We start from the raw sequence: 18,984 nt of genomic DNA on the forward strand, positions 1-18,984 counted from the left end.
CGACCCGCGAATATGCAAGATCGATGCCGCAGCCCTACCCGGGCCGAACCCTTAGCCCAAGGCTACTTCTTGGTGTCGCGCAGCTCGCGGCGAAGGATCTTGCCGACCGGCGTCTTCGGCATGTCGGTACGAAACTCCACAATTCGCGGCTGCTTGTAACCCGTAAGGTTTGCTCTGCAGTATTCGCGCACCTGCGCTTCGGTGAGCGAGGGGTCTTTCTTGACGATGACGAGCTTCACGCCCTCGCCGGTCTTCTCGTCGGGCACACCGACCGCGGCGCATTCGAGCACGCCCGGAATCAGTGCGACCACGTCCTCGATCTCGTTCGGGTATACGTTGAAGCCCGACACCAGGATCATGTCCTTCTTGCGGTCGACCACCTTGAAGTAGCCGCGCTCGTCGACCACGCCGATGTCGCCGCTCTTGAAGTAGCCGTCGGGCGTCATGACCTTGGCCGTCTCGTCGGGGCGCTGCCAGTAGCCGGCCATGACCTGCGGGCCCTTGATGGCGATCTCGCCGCGCTCGCCGGCCGGCACCTCGTTGCCCTCGTCGTCGAGCAGCTTGAGCCAGGTGTTGGGCAGCGGCAGGCCGATGGTGCCGGTGTAGGCCGTGCTGTTGGTCGGGTTGCAGGTGGTCGAGGGCGAGGTCTCGGACAGGCCGTAGCCTTCGCAAATGGAGCACCCGGTCTTCTCGAGCCAGAGCTTGGCGACCGCGGACTGCACCGCCATGCCGCCGCCCACCGAGATCTTGAGGTTCTTCCAGTTGACGGTGTTGAAGTCGGGGTGGTTCGCCAGCCCGTTGAACAGCGTGTTGACGGCAGGGAAGCTGTGGATGGTGTGCTTCGACAGTTCCTTCAGCACGCCCGCGAGGTCGCGCGGATTCGGGATGAGGATCAGCTTGCCGCCCGTGCGCATGTTCAGCATCATGCCGACCGTGAACGCGAAGATGTGATACAGCGGCAGCGCGCACACGCTGGTGGGCTGCTCGCCGGCCGGCACCTTGTTCATGGCCGGCTCGTTCCACGCCTCGGACTGCAGCACGTTGGCGATCACGTTGCGATGCAGCAGCACGGCGCCCTTGGACACACCCGTGGTGCCGCCGGTGTACTGCAGCACCGCCACGTCGTCAGGGCCGATGGCCACCGGCTTGGGCGACGCACTCGCGCCCTTGTCGAGCGCGTCGTTGAAGCGCACCGCGCCCGGCAGGCTGAACTGCGGCACCAGCTTCTTCACGTTGCGCACCACGTAGTTGACGATCGCGCCCTTCAGGAAGCCGAGGCGGTCGCCCATCGAGGCCAGCACGATGTGCTTGATCGGCGTGGCCGCAATGCATTGCTGCAACGTGGTGCCGAAGTTCTCCATGATGACGATCGCCTTCGCGCCCGAGTCCTTGAGCTGGTGCTCGAGCTCGCGCGGCGTGTACAGCGGGTTCACGTTGACCAGGATCAGGCCCGCGCGCAGGATGGCCGCCACCGCAATGGGGTACTGCGGGCAGTTGGGCATCATCGCGGCGACGCGGTCGCCCTTGGCGAGGCCCAGTCCCTGCAGGTAGGCCGCGAAGGCCCTGCTCTGCTTGTCCGTCTCGGCGTAGCTGATGTCCTTGCCCATGAAGCTGTAGGCCGTGCGGTCGGCGTACTTCTTGAAGCTCTCTTCCATGAGCGCGACCAGCGAGGGGTACTGCGAGGCATCGATATCTGCGGGCACACCCTGTGGGTAGCTGCTGAGCCAGGGACGGTCGGTCATTGGGGTTGTCTCCTCCGGAGTCGGACAGTTGAAAACGAAAACGGCGCACGAGGTGGCGCCGCGAAGACTCGCCCGCGTGGCGGGCGTGGACCTTCGGCCTATTCGATGGCCTTGCCCATATCTTCCACTACTTTTTTAGCATCGCCAAAGACCATCATGGTCTTGTCCATGTAGAAGAGCTCGTTGTCCAGGCCGGCATAACCGGCGGCCATGGAGCGCTTGTTGACGATGACGGTCTTGGCCTTGTAGGCCTCCAGGATGGGCATGCCGTAGATCGGGCTGCCCTTGGTGTGCGCGGCCGGGTTCACCACGTCGTTGGCGCCCAGGATGATCGCCACGTCGACCTGGCCGAATTCGCCGTTGATGTCTTCCATCTCGAAGACCTGGTCGTACGGCACCTCGGCCTCGGCCAGCAGCACGTTCATGTGCCCGGGCATGCGGCCCGCCACCGGATGGATGGCGTACTTCACGATGATGCCCTTCTCGGTGAGCTTGGCCGCAAGCTCCTTCACCGCATGCTGCGCGCGTGCCACCGCCAGGCCGTAGCCCGGCACGATCACCACCGTCTCGGCGTTGCCGAGCACGAAGGCCGCGTCGTCGGCGCTGCCGGTCTTCACGGGGCGCTGCTCCTTGGCCGCACCGCCGGTCGTGGCCGCCTCGCCGCCGAAGCCGCCCAGGATCACGTTGAAGAACGAGCGGTTCATGGCCTTGCACATGATGTAGCTCAGGATCGCGCCCGAGCTGCCCACCAGGCTGCCCGCCACGATCAGCATCGCGTTGTTCAGGCTGAAGCCGATGCCCGCGGCCGCCCAGCCCGAATAGCTGTTGAGCATCGACACCACCACCGGCATGTCGGCCCCGCCGATGGGGATGATGATGAGCACGCCCATCACGAAGGCCAGCGCCAGCATCGCGAAGAACGCCGTCCAGCTCTCGGTGGCCACGAACAGCAGGCCAAGTGCCACGGTCAGGAGGCCCAGCACCAGGTTGAGCATGTGCTGGCCCTTGAACTGCACGGGCGCGCCCTGGAACAGCCGGAACTTGTACTTGCCGCTGAGCTTGCCGAAGGCGATGACCGAGCCGCTGAAGGTGACGGCGCCGATGGCCGCGCCCAGGAACAATTCGAGCCGGTTGCCGTAGGGAATGGCGTAGCGCACGAAGCCGTCGAGCAGCACGGCGCCGTCGGGCGTGTTCGCGCCGATGATCGCGGCCACGGGTGCGGCCGTGATGCCGAAGGCCCAGGGCTCGGCCACGGCGGCCACGCCGATGAACACCGCCGCCAGGCCGATCATGCTGTGCATGAAGGCGACCAGCTCGGGCATCTTGGTCATCTCGACCTTGTTCGCCATGAAGGCGCCCAGGCCGCCGCCGACCACCACCGCCGCCAGCACGTAGGCGATGCCGGTGCCGAAGTCGACGTTCAGCGAGCGTGCCTGCCCGTGGATCAATGCGATGGTCGTCAGCACGGCGATCGCCATGCCGGTCATGCCGAAGACGTTGCCGCGGATGGACGTGGTGGGATGGCTCAGGCCCTTCAGGGCCTGGATGAAGCAGACGCTGGCCACCAGGTACAGCAGCGTGACGAGGTTCATGCTCACTTGGAAGCTCCCTCTTCAGCCTTCGGTGCGGCAGTCTTCTTTTCTTTCTTCTTGAACATCTCCAGCATGCGCCGGGTGACCAGGAAGCCGCCGAAGACGTTCACCGCGGCCAGCGCCACGGCCAGCACGCCCATGGTCTTGCCCAGCGGCGTGGTGGTGAGCGCGGCCGCGAGCATGGCGCCCACGATGACGATGGCCGAGATGGCGTTGGTCACGGCCATCAGCGGCGTGTGCAGCGCGGGCGTGACGGTCCACACCACGTGGTAGCCCACGTAGATGGCCAGCACGAAGATGATCAGGTTGATGACGGTATGGGAAACGGGATCCATGGTTCTTCTCCTCGCGTGATCGCTTGTTTGAGCGCTTACTTCCTGGTGACCTGGCCGTCCTGCGTCATGCGACAGGCAGCGACGATGTCGTCCTCGAGGTCGATCTTCAGCGCACCTTCCTTGGTGACGATCAGCTTGAGGAAGTCGAGCACGTTGCGCGCATAGAGCGCCGAGGCATCGGCCGCCACCAGCGCGGCGAGGTTGGTCTCGCCCACGATGGTCACGCCGTGCTTGACCACCGTCTTGTCGGCTTCGGAGAGCGGGCAATTGCCGCCCACGCCGTCCGCGCCCTTGCCGGCGGCGATGTCGACGATCACCGAACCGGGCTTCATGGCCTTGACCATGTCCTCGGTGATGAGCGTGGGCGCGGCGCGCCCGGGAATGAGCGCGGTGCTGATGACGATGTCGGCCAGCGCCACGCGCTTGGCCACCTCGACCTGCTGGCGCGCCAGCCAGCTCGCGGGCATGGGCTTGGCGTAGCCGCCCACGCCGACGGCAGCTTCTTTTTCTTCATCGGTGTCGTAGGAGACCTCGATGAACTTGCCGCCGAGCGACTCGATCTGCTCCTTGACGCTCGGGCGCACGTCGGAGGCTTCGATGACTGCCCCCAGGCGCTTGGCCGTGGCAATGGCCTGCAGGCCCGCCACGCCCACGCCCAGGATGACGACACGCGCGGCCTTCACGGTGCCGGCGGCGGTCATGAGCATCGGGAAGAAGCGCTGGTACTTGTCCGCCGCGATCATCACGGCCTTGTAGCCGGCGATGTTGGCCTGCGACGAAAGCACGTCCATGCTCTGGGCGCGGGTGGTGCGCGGCGCGGCTTCGAGGGCGAAGCCGGTGACGCCGGCCGATGCCAGGCGCTGCAGGCCGGCCGCGTCGAAGGGGTTGAGCATGCCGATGACGACAGCGCCGCTTTTCAGCAGCGGGGTCTCGGCGTCGGTCGGCGTGCGCACCTTGAGCACCATGTCGGCGGAGAAGGCACCTGTTCGATCGGTGATCTCCGCGCCGGCGGCCTGGTAGGCGGCATCGGTGACGCTGGCGGCAATGCCGGCCCCCGCCTGTACACGCACCGCATGTCCCGAGGCGACCAGCTTCTTCACGGTCTCGGGTGTAACGGCCACTCGGGTTTCGCCAACCAGTGTCTCGGCAGGCACGCCTATCAGCATAGAGATCTCCTCGAAACAAGGGGGGCACACGGAACGCGCGCAGAGCTTACAGCAAGATTACAGGCGCGCGGTGTCGCCTGAACGCTGTGCCGAATCGCGCTGCCAGCGCCGGTGGATGCTGCGAAGCATGCTATTTAATTAATAGCAAATACAGCGGTTCGGCAGCCCGTGTGACAGAGGCGATGCATCGTTGGATCCGAAAACCGCCAAAACGCCAAGCCACCGATCGGATGACCCGATCCGAACCTCAATTGCAAACTCCATTTGTATGCAACTGTTGTCAATTGCTTCGAGCACACTTTTTAAATTCTTCATTTGCGTGCAGTAGTTGCAATCCTGAAAATCTGGCCCGGTCGCAGATAGATACACTTCGAATCAAATCGCCTGTTCATGGAGACTGGCGAAGGGAGGAAGAAGAGGGATGAAATGCGTATCGCTGTACTCGACGATGGCCCGGATCAACTCGCGCTGATTCATCAAATCATGGCAACACTCGGACACGAGTGCCATCTGTTCGCGGAAGGGCGAAAACTGCTGCAGGCCTTGCGCCGCCAGACTTACGACTTCCTGATACTCGACTGGGGCCTGCCGGACATGCCCGGCCCCGACGTGGTGAAAACCATCCGCCGCGACCTCAAGAGCCGGCTCCCCATTCTTTTCGTGACCGACCGCTGCGACGAGGCCGACATGGTCGAGGGCCTCAATGCCGGCGCCGACGATTTCATGGCCAAGCCCGTTCGCGCCGGCGAACTCGAGGCCCGCATCAATGCGCTGCTGCGCCGCTCCTACCCGGCGCGCCACGAGGCCGAGCTGGTTTTCGGCCCCTATCACTTCTATCCGCCTTCGCGCGTGCTGAAGTTTCGGGGCAAGCAGGTCGAACTGAAGAACCGCGAGTACGAACTCGCGCTGTTCCTGTTCCAGAACCTCGGCCGGCTGCTCTCCCGGGCGCACCTGCACGAGGCCGTCTGGGGGCTGGGCGTCGAGGCGCTGTCGCGCTCGCTGGACACGCATGTCTCGCGCCTGCGAACCAAGCTCGACCTGCGTCCGGCCAACGGCTTCCTTCTGCTGGCCATCTACGGCCTCGGATACCGGCTGGAAGCCGTCGATGAAAGCACCTTGCCGAGCATCGCACCGCGCTAGACACCGCGTCCGTTCAAGCCCCAGGGCGGCACCTCGCCGCTTCCGGGGGAATCTCTCGCGCTCTACAGTCTCCAACGGTGTCGGCATCGCGAGGCCCCGGGCTCCGGCCTGCCCCCACCCCACGAAAGAGACAAATGAAACCGATGATCCGGCTGCTGCTTGCCGCCCCGCTGCTCTGGAGCCTGTTCGGCCCCGCAGCCGCCCAGGATGTCGAGGCCAGCGACATGGTGCGTGGTGGCATGCAGGCCATCCAGATGATCGACCAGGGCAAGGCCGGTGAACTGTGGGACGGCGCCACGCCAGCCGCCCGCAAACGCGGTACCCGCGCCGACTTCCTGAGCCAGACCGCCAAAAGCCGTGCCGCGCTCGGCGCCCCCCGGATGCGCACCTGGGTCACGATCAACCGGCAGGTCCTCACGGACCCCGATGTCGACCTGGCGGGCCAATACATCAGCATCGAATACGAAACCCGCTTCGCCAACAAACCAGAGGGCACGGTGCGCGAGCTCGTGAGCTTTCACCTCGACAGCGACCGCATCTGGCGCTTCAGCGGCTACGCGTTGAGATAAAACCGGGGCCATGGCCAAACCCCGCTGGAAACCCAACGTCACCGTGGCTGCGGTGATCGAACGCGACGGGCGCTTCCTGCTCGTCGAGGAGCACGCAGGCGACGGCCTCCGGCTCAACACGCCCGCCGGGCATCTGGACCCGGGCGAATCGCCTGCCGAGGGCTGCGCGCGCGAGACGCTCGAAGAAACCGCCCACCATTTCATGCCGACCGCACTCATCGGCATCTACATGGCGCGATCGCGGCCGCTGGCCGAGCGCAGTGAAGACATCACCTACATGCGCTTCGCCTTCACCGGCACGCTGGGTGCGTTCGACGAGGGCCGTGCGCTCGACGATGGCATCGTGCGCACCCTGTGGATGACGCTGGACGAGATCCGCGCGAGCACGGCGCGACACCGCAGCCCGCTGCTGCTTCAGTGCATCGAGGACTACCTGGCCGGCAAACGGTATCCGCTCGACGTCGTCCAGCTCGACGCATCGGTGCGGTCCGTGCCCTGAATCAGACGGCCTTCAAACGATGACGCCGCCGCCGAGGCAGCGTTCGCCGTCGTACAGCACGGCGGACTGCCCTGGCGTCACCGCCCATTGCGGGGCGCCGAAACGCAGGCTGAATGCGGGCCCCGCACCGCCCGCCTCCCCCGCCCCCATCTCGCAGGCTGCATCCGCCTGACGGTAGCGCGCCTTCGATCCGTACTCGCCGGGCGCGGGCGCCTCGCCCGCCACCCAGCTCGCATCGTCCGCCTTCAGCGCCGACGACAGCAGCCACGGATGGTCGTGCCCCTGCACCACCCACAGCGTGTTTTTCTCGACGTCCTTGCGCGCCACGAACCATGGCGAATGGTCGCCCGAGCCGCGCTGCGCGCCCTTTTCCTTCACGCCGCCGATGCCCAGCCCCTGGCGCTGGCCCAGCGTGTAGAAGCTCAGCCCCTGGTGCTCGCCCAGCTTGCGGCCCCGGTCGTCCCGGATCGGGCCCGGTTCCTTGGAGATGTAGCGGTTCAGGAAGTCGCGGAACGGCCGCTCGCCGATGAAGCAGATGCCGGTCGAGTCCTTCTTCTTCGCGTTGGGCAGGCCGATGTCTTCGGCGATGCGGCGCACCTCGGTCTTGTGCAGTTCGCCCACAGGAAACAGCGTCTTCGACAGCTGCGCCTGGTTCAGGCGATGCAGGAAGTAGCTCTGGTCCTTCGACGGGTCCAGCCCCTTGAGCAGCTCGTGCCGGCCCGTGGCGCCGTTCAGGCGCACGCGCGCGTAGTGCCCGGTGGCGATCTTCTCGGCGCCCAGGCGCATGGCGTGGTCGAGGAAGGCCTTGAACTTGATCTCGGCGTTGCACAGCACGTCGGGGTTGGGCGTGCGGCCGGCCTTGTACTCGCGCAGGAACTCGGCAAACACGCGGTCCTTGTAGTCGGCGGCGAAGTTGACGTGTTCGATCTCGATGCCCAGCACGTCGGCCACGCTGGCGGCGTCCACGAAGTCGATGTTCGACGAGCAGTATTCGCTGTCGTCGTCTTCCCAGTTCTTCATGAAGATGCCGATCACCTCGTGCCCCTGCTGCTTGAGCAGGTGCGCCGTGACCGCGGAGTCCACTCCGCCGCTCAGTCCCACCACGATCCGTTGCTTTGCCATAAGGGCGCCATTGTCCCAGCCTCGCGGTAGGGGCTCCCCGCGTGTGGGAAATCGGGAAAACCCGTGTCGCCGGCTTGTCAGGCCGGCCGCCACCGCACAAAGACCCGGCGCTACAGTGCCCTCGAAGGGCGGCACAGATCCGCCCGCGCACTTTGCAACAGCATCGCGGAGACATCACGCATGGCCACCCCCGTCCCGGTTTCACCAGTTTCACCAGCTTCGTCTGCTTCCCCCCGCGGCGACACTCCCTGGATACACGCCTACCCACCCGGCATGCGCTGGGACGCAGATCTGCCCGTCATGCCCGTGCAGCAGATGCTCGACGAGGCCGTCGCGCGCTGGCCCGACCATTCCGCGGTCGAGTTCATGGGCCAGTCCCTCAGCTACCGCGAGTTGGGCGCGGCGGTCGACCGCGCCGCCAAGGGCCTGCAGGACCTGGGGGTGAAGCCCGGCGTGCACGTGGGCCTCTACCTGCCCAACACGCCGCACTACCCGATCGCCTTCTTCGCCGTGCTCAAGGCCGGCGGCACGGTGGTGAACTACTCGCCGCTCGACGCCGAGCGCGTGCTGGCCCACAAGATCGAGGACAGCCGCACCGACATCCTGGTCACGCTGGACCTGGTCAACCTGTACCCGCTGATGGCGCGGCTCCTCGACCATTCGCGCCTGAAGACGCTGGTGGTCGGCAGCCTCGGCGACTACGGCGCGGCCGGCGACAAGGTACAGGCCCAGTTGCAGGCCGCCGGCCAGGTCGCGACCGTGCCCGTGGACGACCGCCACGTGCGCTTCACCGACCTGCTGAAAAGCGAAGGCGCGCACCGGACGTACCCGCTCGGCGACCTGGCCGAAGAGATCGTGGTGCTGCAGTACACCGGCGGCACCACCGGCCTGCCCAAGGGCGCGATGCTCACGCACGCCAACCTGACGTCGGCCTGCGCGCAGTACTTCGAGTCGACCAAGGGCGACCCGCCCATCCTCGACGAAGGCAAGGAGCGCTTCCTGGTCGTGCTGCCGCTGTTCCACATCTTTGCGCTGAGCGCCGCGATGCTGCTGGGCGTGCGCCTGGGCGCGGCGCTGGTGCTGCACACGCGCTTCGACGTCGACGCGGTGATGAACGAGCTCGCCGCCAGCAGGATCAGCGTGTTCCCCGGCGTGCCGACGATGTACACCGCCATCCTGTCGCACCCCAAGGCCAGGGAAATGGACCTGCGCTCGCTCAAGTTCTGCGGCTCGGGCGGCGCGCCGCTGCCGGTGGAAGTGGAGCAGCGCTTCTTCGAACTGACCGGCTGCCACCTCAACGAAGGCTGGGGCATGACCGAGACCTCGCCCGTGGGCACCTTCACGCCCGCGCGCGGGGTGCGCAAGGCGGGCTCGTGCGGCATGCCGCTGCCGCGGGTGCGCATCAAGCTCGTGAGCCTGGACGATCCGGCGAAGGACGTCGCCACCTTCGGCGAGCCGGGCGAGCTGTGCATCCAGGGCCCGAACGTGATGAAGGGCTACTGGAACAACCCAAAGGCCACGGCCGAGTCGATGACCCCCGACGGCTACTTCCGCAGCGGCGACGTCGCCAGGATGGACGCCGACGGCTACCTCTACATCGTCGACCGCACCAAGGACATGCTGCTGTGCGGCGGCTACAACGTGTACCCGCGCGTGCTCGAGGAAGCGGTGTACGAGCACCCGGCGGTGGCCGAGGTCTGCGTGATCGGCATTCCCGACGCGTACCGCGGCCAGTCGCCCAAGGCCTTCGTGAAGCTGAAGGAAGGCGCACCCGAGCTGACGCTCGACGCGCTCAAGAGCTTCCTGAAGGACCGCCTGGGCAAGCACGAGATGATCGGCGCGCTCGAGATTCGCGCCGAGCTGCCCAAGACGGCCGTGGGCAAGCTCTCGAAGAAGGACCTCGTGGACGAGGAAGCCCGCAAGCGGGCGTAGCCTTTACTTCGCCTGCCCGAACGCCTTGGCCAGCAGCTCGTAGGAGCGCAGCCGGGCGGCATGGTCGAACACCTGCGAGGTGATCATGAGTTCGTCGGCGCCGGTGCGCGCGACGAACGCTTCCACGCCCTGCTTCACCGTCTCGACCGAGCCGACGGCGGAGCACGACAGCACCGAGTCGAGCAGCGCGTTCTCCGACGGCCCGACCTTCTGGCGGTAGTTTTCCACCGGTGGCGGCAGGCGCCCCGGTCGGCCGCTGCGCAGGTTCACGAAGGCCTGCTGCCACGAGGTGGCGCGGAACTCGGCTTCGGCGTCGGTGTCGGCCGCGAACACGTTGAAGCCCAGCATCACGTGCGGCTTGCTCAGCTGCGCCGAGGGCTTGAAGGTCTCGCGGTAGATCTGGATGGCCTGCATGAGCTGCTGCGGCGCGAAGTGCGAGGCGAAGGCATAGGGCAGGCCCAGGTGCGCCGCCAGCTGCGCGCCGAAGGTGCTGGAGCCCAGGATCCACACCGGCACTTCGAGCCCCGCGCCCGGCACGGCCTTCACGGCCTGCTGCGGGTTCTTCGACATGAAGTCCATCAGCTCGATCACGTCCTGCGGGAACTGGTCAGAGTCCGACTCGAGGTTGCGGCGCAGGGCGCGCGCGGTGCGCTGGTCGGAGCCGGGAGCGCGGCCCAGCCCCAGGTCGACACGCCCCGGGTACAGCGACTCCAGCGTGCCGAACTGCTCGGCGATCACCAGCGGCGAATGGTTCGGCAGCATCACGCCGCCCGCGCCGATGCGGATGGTGGAGGTGCCCGCCCCCACGTAAGACAGCAGCACGGCCGTGGCCGCGCTCGCAATGCCCGGCATGCCGTGGTGTTCGGCCAGCCAGTAGCGCGTGTAGCCAAGCTTCTCGCCGTGCTGCGCCAGCGAGAGCGAGTTGCGGAACGACTGCGCGGCGTCGCTGCCCTCGGTGATCGGGGAAAGGTCGAGGATCGATAACGGAATCATGGGGCGATCATGGCGCGAACCGCCCGACGGCGTCACCGGAGGGGCTATTCGGTTTGGTATAGCGTGGTCACGGTCGCGAAGTCGCGCCCGTTCTGCTCCACGTTCACCTGGAACGGCACGCTCTCGCCCGGTGCGATGGCCGGCAGGTTGTCCACCAGCTTGAAGCCCGTGAGCTGCCCGTTGCGGTCGCGCAGGCTCACCCACAGGCGCACCTTGCCGACGATGGAGGTGCCCGGGTTGCTCACGCTGCCCGTCACCTGCACGCTCTTGTAGCTGAAACGCTGGCTGAAGTTGAGCAGCACGCTGCCGGTCTCGGCCCTGGTGCCCGTCACCTTCACCTCCATGGGCTTGCGCGGACCCGGCAGCGCGGCGCGGCGCATGGGCTTCCATTCGATGCGCGTCTGGGTGATGCGCTCCATGTCCTCCGGCTCCAGGAAGATCGGGAACCGCTCGCCCGGGTACAGGTACGCCAGGCCCGTGATATTGGTGGTGCCGTGGAACTTGTTGCCGCTGAAGCGCGAGATCACGCCGCCGGGCGCCAGCACCACCGCGTCGGTGCTGCGGTTGACCAGCTCGCCCAGGAACAGCCGCTGCTGGATGTTGTTGCGCCCGTCGACCAGCGGCAGCAGCTCGAGCTGCTTGTCATCGAAGCGCTCGCTGTCGTCGGCCAGCAGGTCGTCGGTGCCCAGGCGCAGGTCGGGGTTGAAGCCCTCGGGGCCGCCGGCCGTGCGAATCACGCGGTCGGTGCTCAGCACCGGCCGGCGCGACCCGGAGGCCTCGAGCGTGCTGTAGCCGATGCGGTAGTCCCACGCCGCGATGGCCGCCGCGCGGCCGAAGCGCGCGATGCTCACGTCCACCGAGGTCCGCGCGCCGGGCGCCAGCTCGTTGGCCTGCCCGTAGCCGTGGCCGAAGCCGATGACCTGGCCCGCGTCGTCGTACAGCGTGGCCAGCACCTCGATGCCGCCGATGGCGGTGGCGTCCTTGCGGTCGTTGACCACGCGGCCCACCAGCCGCACGCGCTCGCCCTGCTGGACGAGCCGCGCCCGCGCGAAGATCAGGCGCGGCCCCTGCACCGCGTCGTAGGGCTCGCTCAGCTTCTGCACGCGCAACTCCTGCCGCGTGACGTTCTTGCCGCTGGGCATGTCGATGAGCGCAGGCGCGCTCTCGCCAGGCTCCAGCACGGCGATCGGCAGGGTCTCGCTGCGCTCGTCGAGGCGGCTGTCGCCGTCGTAGTACACGGCGCGCACGCTGGCTCGCGACAGCGGCTTGCCGGTGTCGTTGCGCGCCACCACCAGCAGCTTGGGCTGCGCGGAGCTGCCGCTGCCCACGAGCACCTGGCGCGGTTCGTCGAGCTTCAGGCCGTCGGTCGGGATGGTGCGATCGACCAGGGCCGCGACGGCTGGCCGCCGGTCATCCGGCGCGTTGCGCAAACCGAAGAAGAGCAAGCCCGCAACCTGGAACAGCAGCACCGCGCCCAGCACGATGGCCACCGTGATGCCGGCCTTGCGCAGCAGCAGCTTCTGCCGCAGCGCCCCTTCGGCCGCGAGCCGGCGGCCGGCCTCGTTCTTCACTTGGTCGAGCACGCGCTCGAGCCGGTCGGACACCTTGTCCTCCACCAGCGTGACCGAGCCGCAATGCGAGCAGGTGTATTCGTTCAGGCCCGTGCGCTGGAGCACGCTGCTGCCGCACTCGCCGCACTTGAGCGTCTGGAGGTCGATGGTCATGCGGCGCTTCTCACCAGCCGAAGGTGTCGGCGATGTCCTCGGCCGCGCCGGCGCTGCCGAGCAGCGGCGTGAGCCGCTCGATCAGGCGCGCACGATGCACGGGGTCGACCTCGCAGTCGTCCTCGTCCGTGAAGATGTCGTCGCCCGCCTCGTCCCACACCTGGCCGATGGTGCCCAGGCACGCGGCCATCTCGAAGATGTCGGCAAACATCGGTCCGTTGTCTTCCCACGCGCCCGCGCCGTGCATCGCGAACTGGATCGCGCCCGTGCGCAGGTCGAAGATGAACGGGTCGGCGCCCTGGTCGGCCACCACCAGCCAGTGGTCGGGCCAGTCGGCCAGTCGCTCGCCGGTGATGCCCTGCCAGCGATAGCCGGCCTGCAGTTGCCACAGGCGCGCGAGCGGCGGAATGCTGAAGGGGTTGCCGCTGGTCGGCACCGTGAGGCCCGCGTGCCCCACGCGCTCGTTGATCCACTCGCCGAGCGGGCCGATCTGCTCGTAGAAGGTGGCGAGGGCCGGCGGCAGTTCGATGTCGCCGCGCCAATGTTCCGCGGCCGTCTGCGGTGCCAAGGCCCCGTGGGGGGCCAGGGCCGCGCGGGCCTGTTCGATCGATGCCAAGGTGTGTTCTCCGTTCAGGGAATGCGGGCGGCGCGCCGGCGCGCACACGCTGTGTGTTCGAGGGGGCGCGGTGTCGGCAATGGCCGCACGCTCACGCGGACGGGCCGCGCTTGCGCCATTGGCCGAGGTCGGCTTCGATGCGCTCGTCGATGTTGCCGCTCCAGTGCGCGCCGAAGCCGGCCGCGCGCAGCAGCGCCACGATGCGGTGGCCGAGCGCCACGGTGTTGGCTTCGCGCTGCTCGATCTCGGGAATCATCCCGCCGCTGAACGCCAGGTGCAGGCGGCCGGTGCGCACCGCGGTGTCCAGGTCCTGCGAGTGATAGAAGCAGCAGCCGCGAATGCCGGAGTCTTGCCGGCCCGCGGCGCGCCACTGTTCGCGCACGTCGTCATGGCCGTCGGCGAGCGTGTTGCCCGCGCGGTGCAGCGCAATGATCTTTTCGCCGCGCAGCTGCGCGAACACCGCTTCGAGCCGGTCGTACTCGGTGTGCGCGGGCCAGCCGGCTTCGTCGGTGCGCTTGGCGGCGCAGGCACGCGCGACCTCGGCCTTCACCCAGGCCCGGTCTTCAGTCGTGAGGTCGTCCGGGTCGAGGTACTCGTCGGTGATCATCCATTCGACATCGGCGTCGGGATGGAAGCCGCTCCACACCAGGTCGTGGATGCGTCCGCGCGTGTCTTCGGGGGCTAGAGTGAGGGCCATGCGTGTGGGGCTGCCGCCTCGGCGGCAACGGATCATGCTTTCATGTTTGCGGGCGGGAACGCCTTGGTATTTTCGCCCACCGCCCCAGGATGGCGCAGTAATGCAAAAGCATGAAGGCCTGTGCCCCTCCCTTGTGCGTCGCGATCATGAAGGATGCGCCTCGGCAAGGCAATGCGCCCTTTGGCGAAGGCCGAGCGAACGACACCGGCGCCGCGCGACTGGCTATGCTCGGCGGCTCTTCATGCCGCAGCGCCATCCTTCCATCGACCCGGTCGCCCACCCGCACGAGCGGCACATGCGCCGCGCGCCCGGCGAGCCTGCGCGCGAAGTCGGCCTGCCGCCGCTGCAAGAGCAACTGCCCACCGAATGGACTTCCGCTGCGCCGCAGGCCACGGAGCGCGCGAGGAAGCCGGTCTCCGACTGGGTCGCCTGGCTGATCGCGCTCGCGGTGCTGCTGTTCCTGGCGACCTTCGGCTTCCAGGCGATGACATGGGCCCTGCGCGGTGGCTGGCATTGGCTCTGGATGGCCGTCGGGCCGCCGGTGTTCGGCATTTTCTCGGTGACGAGCGTGACGATGGTCGCGGGGCGGCTGCGCGAGCGCCGGCGGATTCGCGTGGCGCTCGCGAACATGTCGCTGGAGCGGGGCGAAGGCTTTCGCGAGGGCGAGCCGCTCACCCTGCGCCTGCGTGCGACGGTGGCCGCCGCTGCCCACGACGGCGAGCGCACGGTGGCGCCGCAGCGCATCGTGATGCGCCTGATGCGGCGGTCCCTCCGCGGCGAAGCCGAAGGCGGCGGGGCGCCGGTGGACGAATGTTGCGACGAAGCCGTCGCGCATCGGGAGGATGCGCGCGAGGGCCGGCTGCTCTATGCCTGCGAACTGTGCGCGAGCCCGGCGCCTGCCGCCGATGAAGCCGGTGCGGCCGGTGCTGTGCAATGGTCGGTCGAACTGCACGACCCCGCCGTGGAGGGCGGCGCGCCCTTCGTCGTCGCGGCGCTGCGGCGGCTGCCGGCGCGCTGACTCAGCGCTGCGTGCCCGAGGCGAGGGCTGCCAGCAGCACGTCGGTCGAGCGCACGCGGCCCATGCGCGGGAACACGTGCCGGTTCGCGAACTCGTGCGGCTCGGCGGCCAGCGAAGTCATCGCGTCTTCCACGAACACCAGTTCATAGCCGCGGTCGAAGGCCGCACGCGCGGTCGACTCGACGCCGAAGTTGGTCGCGATGCCGCTCATCACCAGCGTGCGGATGCCTCGGCGACGCAGTTGCTGGTCGAGGTCGGTGCCGTAGAAGGCACCCCACTGGCGCTTGGTGATGCGCACGTCGGCGTCCTGCACCTGCAGTTCGGGCACCAGCTCCGAGAACTCGGGCGGCGGCACGGGCGAGCCTGGCGGGCGGCCGATCGAGGCGTCGGCCGGCAGGCTCAGCAGCGCGGTCACGTCCACACGCACCCACACCACCGTGCCGCCCGCGGCGCGCAGTTCGTCGGCGATGCGCCTGCTGCGCTGCACCACGTCGGCGGCGCTGTGCGGTGCGAGTTCGCGGCCCACGTTGCTGCGCTGCAGGTCGATGGAAATGAGGGCGGTCTGGCGGGGATTCAGGTCGAGAGGTTGCATCCGGACCATCGTAGCGGGCCCCTGTGAGCCCTTCATGAGCGGCACGGCACGCGCAAAAAAGAAAGGCCGGGCCCCGCATTGGCGAAGCCCGGCCTTTCTTGTCCGGATCGGCGCCCGCCGAAGCGGGCGTGTGGCCGACGATTACAGCGGCAGCGCGTCGCCGTGGGCGGCAGCGCGGGCTGCGGCACGCACTGCAGCGCGGTCCACCGAGCTGGCGACGATCGGCGCGACACCGGCGGAAGCGCCTTCGGCGTACGGGTCGGCGCTATGGGCAGCGGCAACCGCTTCGGCGCGGACGACAGCACGGTTGGCCACCGACACGATCACCGGGGCCGGGCCGGCGTTGGCACCGGTGGCGTACGGGTTGGCGCTGTGGGCGGCAACCACGGCCTGGCTGGCGACGTCGGCGCGGCTGGCGCCCGAGGTCAGGGGGTGCACGCCGTTGTACGTTTCAGCGTGGGCGCCACCGGCAACGGCCAGCAGGGCGAGGGAGACGGCGGAGAGGAGCTTCGAGGCGGTCATTTGGATTTCCTTCAATTCGTTTGTTCTTGCTTGCACTTGGATGATGTCGAACCGGTCTTGGGTGGGTCACCGTCCCTCCGGGGGGCGGCCACCTCGCTCGGGGCCCTGTTCATCCAGATCAGCTGGGGGGCCGGTCTGTGAATGAATTGTGCGCTCGCATCTAAGTAAAAACCCTTATGAAACAGAACCGCGGTGTTCACACTATCGAAACAATCCTCAGCCAGGACGGGCCATGCCGGCCTTGTCGGCCTTGTCGTAGAGTGACCGGATGCACGCCCAGGACTCCGCTTCCCTGACCTCCAACCCCTCCTTTTCCCCGTGGGGCACGCCCGACACCGTCTTCGACGGTCTCGCGGGCGCATGGCATCTCGAACGAACCATCGAAGGCCAGGCCTCGATGACGGGCACGGCCGTGTTCAGCCCCTTCGAGGCGGGCCTGCTGAAGTACCGCGAAGAAGGCCGCATCCGCCTGGCCGACGGCAAGGAGTTCGACGGGCACCGCGAATACCTGTTCGAGCGCACGCCTGGCGGCTTCCTGGTGCACTTTGCCGAGACCCCGCCACGCCTGTTCCACGCCATCGAGGTCGTGCGCGACGGCAGTGCGCTCGCAGGGTCGGCCGTGCACCTGTGCACGCCCGACACCTACGACAGCAGCTACCGCTTCCTGGCGGACGGCAGCTTCGGCATCCGCCACACGGTGCGCGGCCCACGCAAGGACTACCTGTCGGCCACCGTCTTCAGGCGGCGCAACGCGTAGCAGCTTGGACGTTCAGTCGCGATCGAGCCGCCAGCCCGGCATGCCGCGCATCACGGTCTGCACGAGCATGGCGCAGATGCCGCACTTGATCAGGTCGCCCGGAATGAAGACCAGCATGGCCAGCGCGGCCTGCGACAGCGACATGTGCGCGACCCACGAGAGCCCGGCGATGCCGACGGCGTAGACCACCAAGATCCCGCCGACCACCGACGACAGGAAAGCCGCCGCCAGCAACGGCATGCCCGTTGCGCCCGCCATGCGGCGCATGGCCAGACGCATCAGCAGGCCGCAGGTGAACGCACCGAACATCCAGCCGAACAGGAAGCCCGAGGTCGGCCCCACGAAAACGGACAGCCCGCCGCGTCCGCCCGGCAGCAGCGGCAGGCCGAGCGCCACCGCCAGCAGGAACAGCGCAATGGCCAGGAACCCGCGGCGCGGCCCGAGCAGGCAGCCCGCCAGCATCACGCCCAGCGACTGCAGCGTGATCGGCACGCCGAACGGCAGGTCGATCTTCGGGATCAGGCCGAACACCGCCATCAGCGCGGCGAACAGCGCGATGTACGAGAGGGAGCGGGACGAAGCAAGGGAGCCGGTGGTGGTCATGGCAGTGGCAATCGGTGAAGAAAGGAAAGGTCAGCGCCCGAGCCGGGCGGCCAGCGCGTCGGCCACGCGTTCGGCGGTCTGCAGCGTGCGGATGGTCAGCGGCGCCAGCAGCCGCAGGCCACCGCCGTGGCCGGTGCGCGCGCGGTAGGCGTCGTCCAGGCGCTGCCACTGCACGTAGAAATTCTCGGCGAAGCGCAGCATCAGGCCAAGGCCCAGCGCGATGCGCTCGGTCGGCACACCCAGCCGCTGCAGCGGATGCAGCACGGCCTCGAGCACCGCCAGCAGGTCTTCGAAGCGGGTGGTGAGCGTCAGCATCAGCGCCAGCGTGGCCGCGCTGGCCAGGCGCAGCGCGCTGGCCACGCCGAGCGGCGTGGTGCCCATGGCCCAGTGGAAGCCGACGATCATCGCCCCGGCGATCGCCACGCCCAGCAGCATGCGCACGCGGCGCCAGGCGGGCCGCCCGAGCGACGCGAAAAGGGCCAGCACCGCCGCGCAGGCCATGGCCAGCATCACGGGCCGCTCCACCAGCACCAGCAGCGTGCCGCACGCCGACAGCACCGCCAGCTTGACCCACGCCGCCATCGCGTGCATCCAGGTCGGCTGGTCCGAGTAGAGGCTACGCACGGCGCGCCCGCTCCAGTGCGGCGCGTTCGCGCACGTTCGCGGCATAGGCCTCGCACACGTCCCGGCCCGGGCCGTCGGCGCGCACCCTGCCCTGCTCCAGCCACAGCACGCGCTCGAAGTCGTGCACGTGATCGAGCAGGTGCGTGGACAACACGATCTGCTGGTCCGTGGCCTCGAGTTGCGCCGAGAGCCGCGCCTGGCTCAGCAGGTCGAGGCTGGCGAAGGGCTCGTCGAGCAGCAGCGTGGCGGGCTGGCTGATCTGCAAGGCCAGCAGGCACACCTGCTGGCGCTGCCCCTGGCTCAGCTCGCCGATCGCGCGGCCGGCCCAGTCCTGCAGCCCGCGCCGTGCGAGAAAGTCGCGTGCCTGCTGCCGTGCGGCCTGCCGCGTTTCACCGCGCGCCGTGAGGCTGAAGGCCAGCTCCTCGGCCACGGTGGGAAAGATGATCTGGTCGTCGGGGTTCTGGAACATCAGGCCGACGTGCCTCGACAGTTGCTTGCGTTCGGTCTGCGTGTCGCAGCCGTGCACGACCACGCGCCCCTGCTGCGGCTGGTCGAGCCCGCTGATCAGCCGGAACAGGCTGCTCTTGCCCGCGCCGTTGTCGCCGACCAGGCCGATGCGCGCCTCGTGCAGGCTGAGCGTCAGCCCCTCGAAGACGTGCTGGCTGCCGCGCACCAGCGTGACCGCCTCGAGGCGGATGCTGTGCGGGGAGAAGGGTTCGGGCGGGGCGGGCTGCGGCAAGG

At 68.0% G+C, this 18,984-nt stretch carries 20 protein-coding genes; 6 read left to right on the forward strand and 14 right to left on the reverse strand.

All coding sequences use genetic code 11. The annotated features are described in order from the left end of the window. Positions 1-62: 62 nt before the first annotated feature. The 4 genes from AC0IYU_RS32555 to AC0IYU_RS32570 form a co-directional block, all read right to left on the reverse strand. Positions 63-1,742, reverse strand: a complete 1,680-nt coding sequence (locus AC0IYU_RS32555) for a long-chain-fatty-acid--CoA ligase (RefSeq protein ID WP_472125862.1) — start codon at positions 1,740-1,742, stop codon at positions 63-65. A gap of 98 nt (positions 1,743-1,840) precedes the next feature. After that, on the reverse strand, positions 1,841-3,340 hold the full coding sequence (locus tag AC0IYU_RS32560; RefSeq protein WP_472125864.1) for an NAD(P)(+) transhydrogenase (Re/Si-specific) subunit beta: 1,500 nt from the start codon (positions 3,338-3,340) through the stop codon (positions 1,841-1,843). Continuing rightward, positions 3,337-3,669 carry an NAD(P) transhydrogenase subunit alpha part 2 gene (locus AC0IYU_RS32565; RefSeq protein ID WP_116912477.1) on the reverse strand — a complete coding sequence of 111 codons (333 nt, stop codon included), beginning with the start codon at positions 3,667-3,669 and terminating at the stop codon, positions 3,337-3,339. The genes AC0IYU_RS32560 and AC0IYU_RS32565 overlap by 4 nt, the downstream gene beginning before the upstream one ends. Before the next feature lie 35 nt (positions 3,670-3,704). Continuing rightward, complete coding sequence (locus AC0IYU_RS32570; protein ID WP_472125866.1) at positions 3,705-4,835, reverse strand: Re/Si-specific NAD(P)(+) transhydrogenase subunit alpha; 1,131 nt, start codon at positions 4,833-4,835, stop codon at positions 3,705-3,707. A gap of 426 nt (positions 4,836-5,261) precedes the next feature. On the opposite strand from AC0IYU_RS32570, the gene AC0IYU_RS32575 reads away from it, so the two are divergent. The 3 genes from AC0IYU_RS32575 (at position 5,262) to AC0IYU_RS32585 (ending at position 7,043) form a co-directional block, all read left to right on the forward strand. Next, complete coding sequence (locus AC0IYU_RS32575; RefSeq protein WP_472125917.1) at positions 5,262-5,975, forward strand: response regulator transcription factor; 714 nt, start codon at positions 5,262-5,264, stop codon at positions 5,973-5,975. Between the two features lie 134 nt (positions 5,976-6,109). Next, the gene (locus AC0IYU_RS32580; protein WP_472125869.1) at positions 6,110-6,544 is read left to right on the forward strand and encodes a DUF4019 domain-containing protein; all 435 of its coding nucleotides are present in this window, start codon (positions 6,110-6,112) and stop codon (positions 6,542-6,544) included. Positions 6,545-6,554: 10 nt separating this feature from the next. After that, the gene (locus tag AC0IYU_RS32585; RefSeq protein ID WP_472125871.1) at positions 6,555-7,043 is read left to right on the forward strand and encodes an NUDIX hydrolase; all 489 of its coding nucleotides are present in this window, start codon (positions 6,555-6,557) and stop codon (positions 7,041-7,043) included. A gap of 12 nt (positions 7,044-7,055) precedes the next feature. Here AC0IYU_RS32585 and mnmA read toward each other — a convergent pair whose 3' ends face one another. Continuing rightward, positions 7,056-8,165: a tRNA 2-thiouridine(34) synthase MnmA gene (gene mnmA / locus AC0IYU_RS32590; protein ID WP_472125873.1), complete on the reverse strand. Its 1,110-nt coding sequence runs from the start codon at positions 8,163-8,165 to the stop codon at positions 7,056-7,058. A 273-nt stretch (positions 8,166-8,438) separates the two neighbouring features. Between mnmA and AC0IYU_RS32595 the strand changes: the two genes are divergently transcribed. Further along, a complete protein-coding gene (locus AC0IYU_RS32595) occupies positions 8,439-10,097 on the forward strand; it encodes a long-chain-fatty-acid--CoA ligase (protein ID WP_472125875.1) in 1,659 nt (552 codons plus the stop codon). Between the two features lie 3 nt (positions 10,098-10,100). On the opposite strand, the gene AC0IYU_RS32600 is transcribed toward AC0IYU_RS32595, so the two are convergent. From AC0IYU_RS32600 to AC0IYU_RS32615, 4 genes are all read right to left on the reverse strand, one after another. After that, positions 10,101-11,090, reverse strand: coding sequence for an LLM class flavin-dependent oxidoreductase (locus AC0IYU_RS32600; RefSeq protein WP_472125877.1), 990 nt, complete (start codon positions 11,088-11,090; stop codon positions 10,101-10,103). Positions 11,091-11,134: 44 nt separating this feature from the next. Then, positions 11,135-12,814 (reverse strand): FxLYD domain-containing protein, encoded by a 1,680-nt coding sequence (locus AC0IYU_RS32605; RefSeq protein ID WP_472125880.1) that lies wholly within the window; start codon positions 12,812-12,814, stop codon positions 11,135-11,137. Positions 12,815-12,824: 10 nt separating this feature from the next. After that, the gene (locus tag AC0IYU_RS32610; RefSeq protein ID WP_472125882.1) at positions 12,825-13,430 is read right to left on the reverse strand and encodes a hypothetical protein; all 606 of its coding nucleotides are present in this window, start codon (positions 13,428-13,430) and stop codon (positions 12,825-12,827) included. Between the two features lie 91 nt (positions 13,431-13,521). Next, a complete protein-coding gene (locus AC0IYU_RS32615; RefSeq protein ID WP_435487107.1) occupies positions 13,522-14,127 on the reverse strand; it encodes a DUF6891 domain-containing protein in 606 nt (201 codons plus the stop codon). 241 nt (positions 14,128-14,368) lie between these two features. Here AC0IYU_RS32615 and AC0IYU_RS32620 point away from each other — a divergent pair, with 241 nt between their 5' ends. After that, positions 14,369-15,145: a hypothetical protein gene (locus AC0IYU_RS32620; protein ID WP_472125884.1), complete on the forward strand. Its 777-nt coding sequence runs from the start codon at positions 14,369-14,371 to the stop codon at positions 15,143-15,145. 1 nt (position 15,146) lies between these two features. Here the strand turns inward: AC0IYU_RS32620 and AC0IYU_RS32625 are convergent, their stop codons facing one another. Continuing rightward, on the reverse strand, positions 15,147-15,737 hold the full coding sequence (locus AC0IYU_RS32625; RefSeq protein WP_435487109.1) for an isochorismatase family protein: 591 nt from the start codon (positions 15,735-15,737) through the stop codon (positions 15,147-15,149). A gap of 141 nt (positions 15,738-15,878) precedes the next feature. Further along, positions 15,879-16,259 (reverse strand): helicase SNF2, encoded by a 381-nt coding sequence (locus AC0IYU_RS32630; RefSeq protein WP_472125886.1) that lies wholly within the window; start codon positions 16,257-16,259, stop codon positions 15,879-15,881. Positions 16,260-16,527: 268 nt separating this feature from the next. On the opposite strand from AC0IYU_RS32630, the gene AC0IYU_RS32635 reads away from it, so the two are divergent. Further along, positions 16,528-17,016 carry a DUF6314 family protein gene (locus AC0IYU_RS32635; protein WP_472125888.1) on the forward strand — a complete coding sequence of 163 codons (489 nt, stop codon included), beginning with the start codon at positions 16,528-16,530 and terminating at the stop codon, positions 17,014-17,016. Positions 17,017-17,028: 12 nt separating this feature from the next. Here the strand turns inward: AC0IYU_RS32635 and AC0IYU_RS32640 are convergent, their stop codons facing one another. From AC0IYU_RS32640 to AC0IYU_RS32650, 3 genes are read right to left on the reverse strand one after another with little or no spacing between them, the layout of a single operon-like run. Then, on the reverse strand, positions 17,029-17,619 hold the full coding sequence (locus AC0IYU_RS32640) for a biotin transporter BioY (RefSeq protein ID WP_472125891.1): 591 nt from the start codon (positions 17,617-17,619) through the stop codon (positions 17,029-17,031). A 30-nt stretch (positions 17,620-17,649) separates the two neighbouring features. Next, positions 17,650-18,243 carry an energy-coupling factor transporter transmembrane component T family protein gene (locus tag AC0IYU_RS32645; RefSeq protein ID WP_472125894.1) on the reverse strand — a complete coding sequence of 198 codons (594 nt, stop codon included), beginning with the start codon at positions 18,241-18,243 and terminating at the stop codon, positions 17,650-17,652. Then, entirely contained in the window at positions 18,236-18,982 is a 747-nt protein-coding gene (locus tag AC0IYU_RS32650; RefSeq protein ID WP_472125896.1) for an energy-coupling factor ABC transporter ATP-binding protein, read from the reverse strand. Before AC0IYU_RS32650 ends, AC0IYU_RS32645 begins: the two co-directional genes overlap by 8 nt. Positions 18,983-18,984 lie beyond the last annotated feature (2 nt).

The organism is Variovorax sp. AC103 (assembly GCF_979254005.1).

Excerpts from the sequence above, each read along its gene's own strand:
- AC0IYU_RS32555 (WP_472125862.1), bottom strand. The coding sequence starts at position 1,742 with ATGACCGACCGTCCCTGGCTCAGCAGCTACCCACAGGGTGTGCCCGCA.
- AC0IYU_RS32565 (WP_116912477.1), bottom strand. The coding sequence starts at position 3,669 with ATGGATCCCGTTTCCCATACCGTCATCAACCTGATCATCTTCGTGCTG.
- AC0IYU_RS32570 (WP_472125866.1), bottom strand. The coding sequence starts at position 4,835 with ATGCTGATAGGCGTGCCTGCCGAGACACTGGTTGGCGAAACCCGAGTG.
- AC0IYU_RS32575 (WP_472125917.1), top strand. The coding sequence starts at position 5,262 with ATGCGTATCGCTGTACTCGACGATGGCCCGGATCAACTCGCGCTGATT.
- AC0IYU_RS32580 (WP_472125869.1), top strand. The coding sequence starts at position 6,110 with ATGAAACCGATGATCCGGCTGCTGCTTGCCGCCCCGCTGCTCTGGAGC.
- AC0IYU_RS32585 (WP_472125871.1), top strand. The coding sequence starts at position 6,555 with ATGGCCAAACCCCGCTGGAAACCCAACGTCACCGTGGCTGCGGTGATC.
- mnmA (WP_472125873.1), bottom strand. The coding sequence starts at position 8,165 with ATGGCAAAGCAACGGATCGTGGTGGGACTGAGCGGCGGAGTGGACTCC.
- AC0IYU_RS32595 (WP_472125875.1), top strand. The coding sequence starts at position 8,439 with ATGCGCTGGGACGCAGATCTGCCCGTCATGCCCGTGCAGCAGATGCTC.
- AC0IYU_RS32600 (WP_472125877.1), bottom strand. The coding sequence starts at position 11,090 with ATGATTCCGTTATCGATCCTCGACCTTTCCCCGATCACCGAGGGCAGC.
- AC0IYU_RS32605 (WP_472125880.1), bottom strand. The coding sequence starts at position 12,814 with ATGACCATCGACCTCCAGACGCTCAAGTGCGGCGAGTGCGGCAGCAGC.
- AC0IYU_RS32615 (WP_435487107.1), bottom strand. The coding sequence starts at position 14,127 with ATGGCCCTCACTCTAGCCCCCGAAGACACGCGCGGACGCATCCACGAC.
- AC0IYU_RS32620 (WP_472125884.1), top strand. The coding sequence starts at position 14,369 with ATGCCGCAGCGCCATCCTTCCATCGACCCGGTCGCCCACCCGCACGAG.
- AC0IYU_RS32625 (WP_435487109.1), bottom strand. The coding sequence starts at position 15,737 with ATGCAACCTCTCGACCTGAATCCCCGCCAGACCGCCCTCATTTCCATC.
- AC0IYU_RS32630 (WP_472125886.1), bottom strand. The coding sequence starts at position 16,259 with ATGACCGCCTCGAAGCTCCTCTCCGCCGTCTCCCTCGCCCTGCTGGCC.
- AC0IYU_RS32635 (WP_472125888.1), top strand. The coding sequence starts at position 16,528 with ATGCACGCCCAGGACTCCGCTTCCCTGACCTCCAACCCCTCCTTTTCC.
- AC0IYU_RS32640 (WP_472125891.1), bottom strand. The coding sequence starts at position 17,619 with ATGACCACCACCGGCTCCCTTGCTTCGTCCCGCTCCCTCTCGTACATC.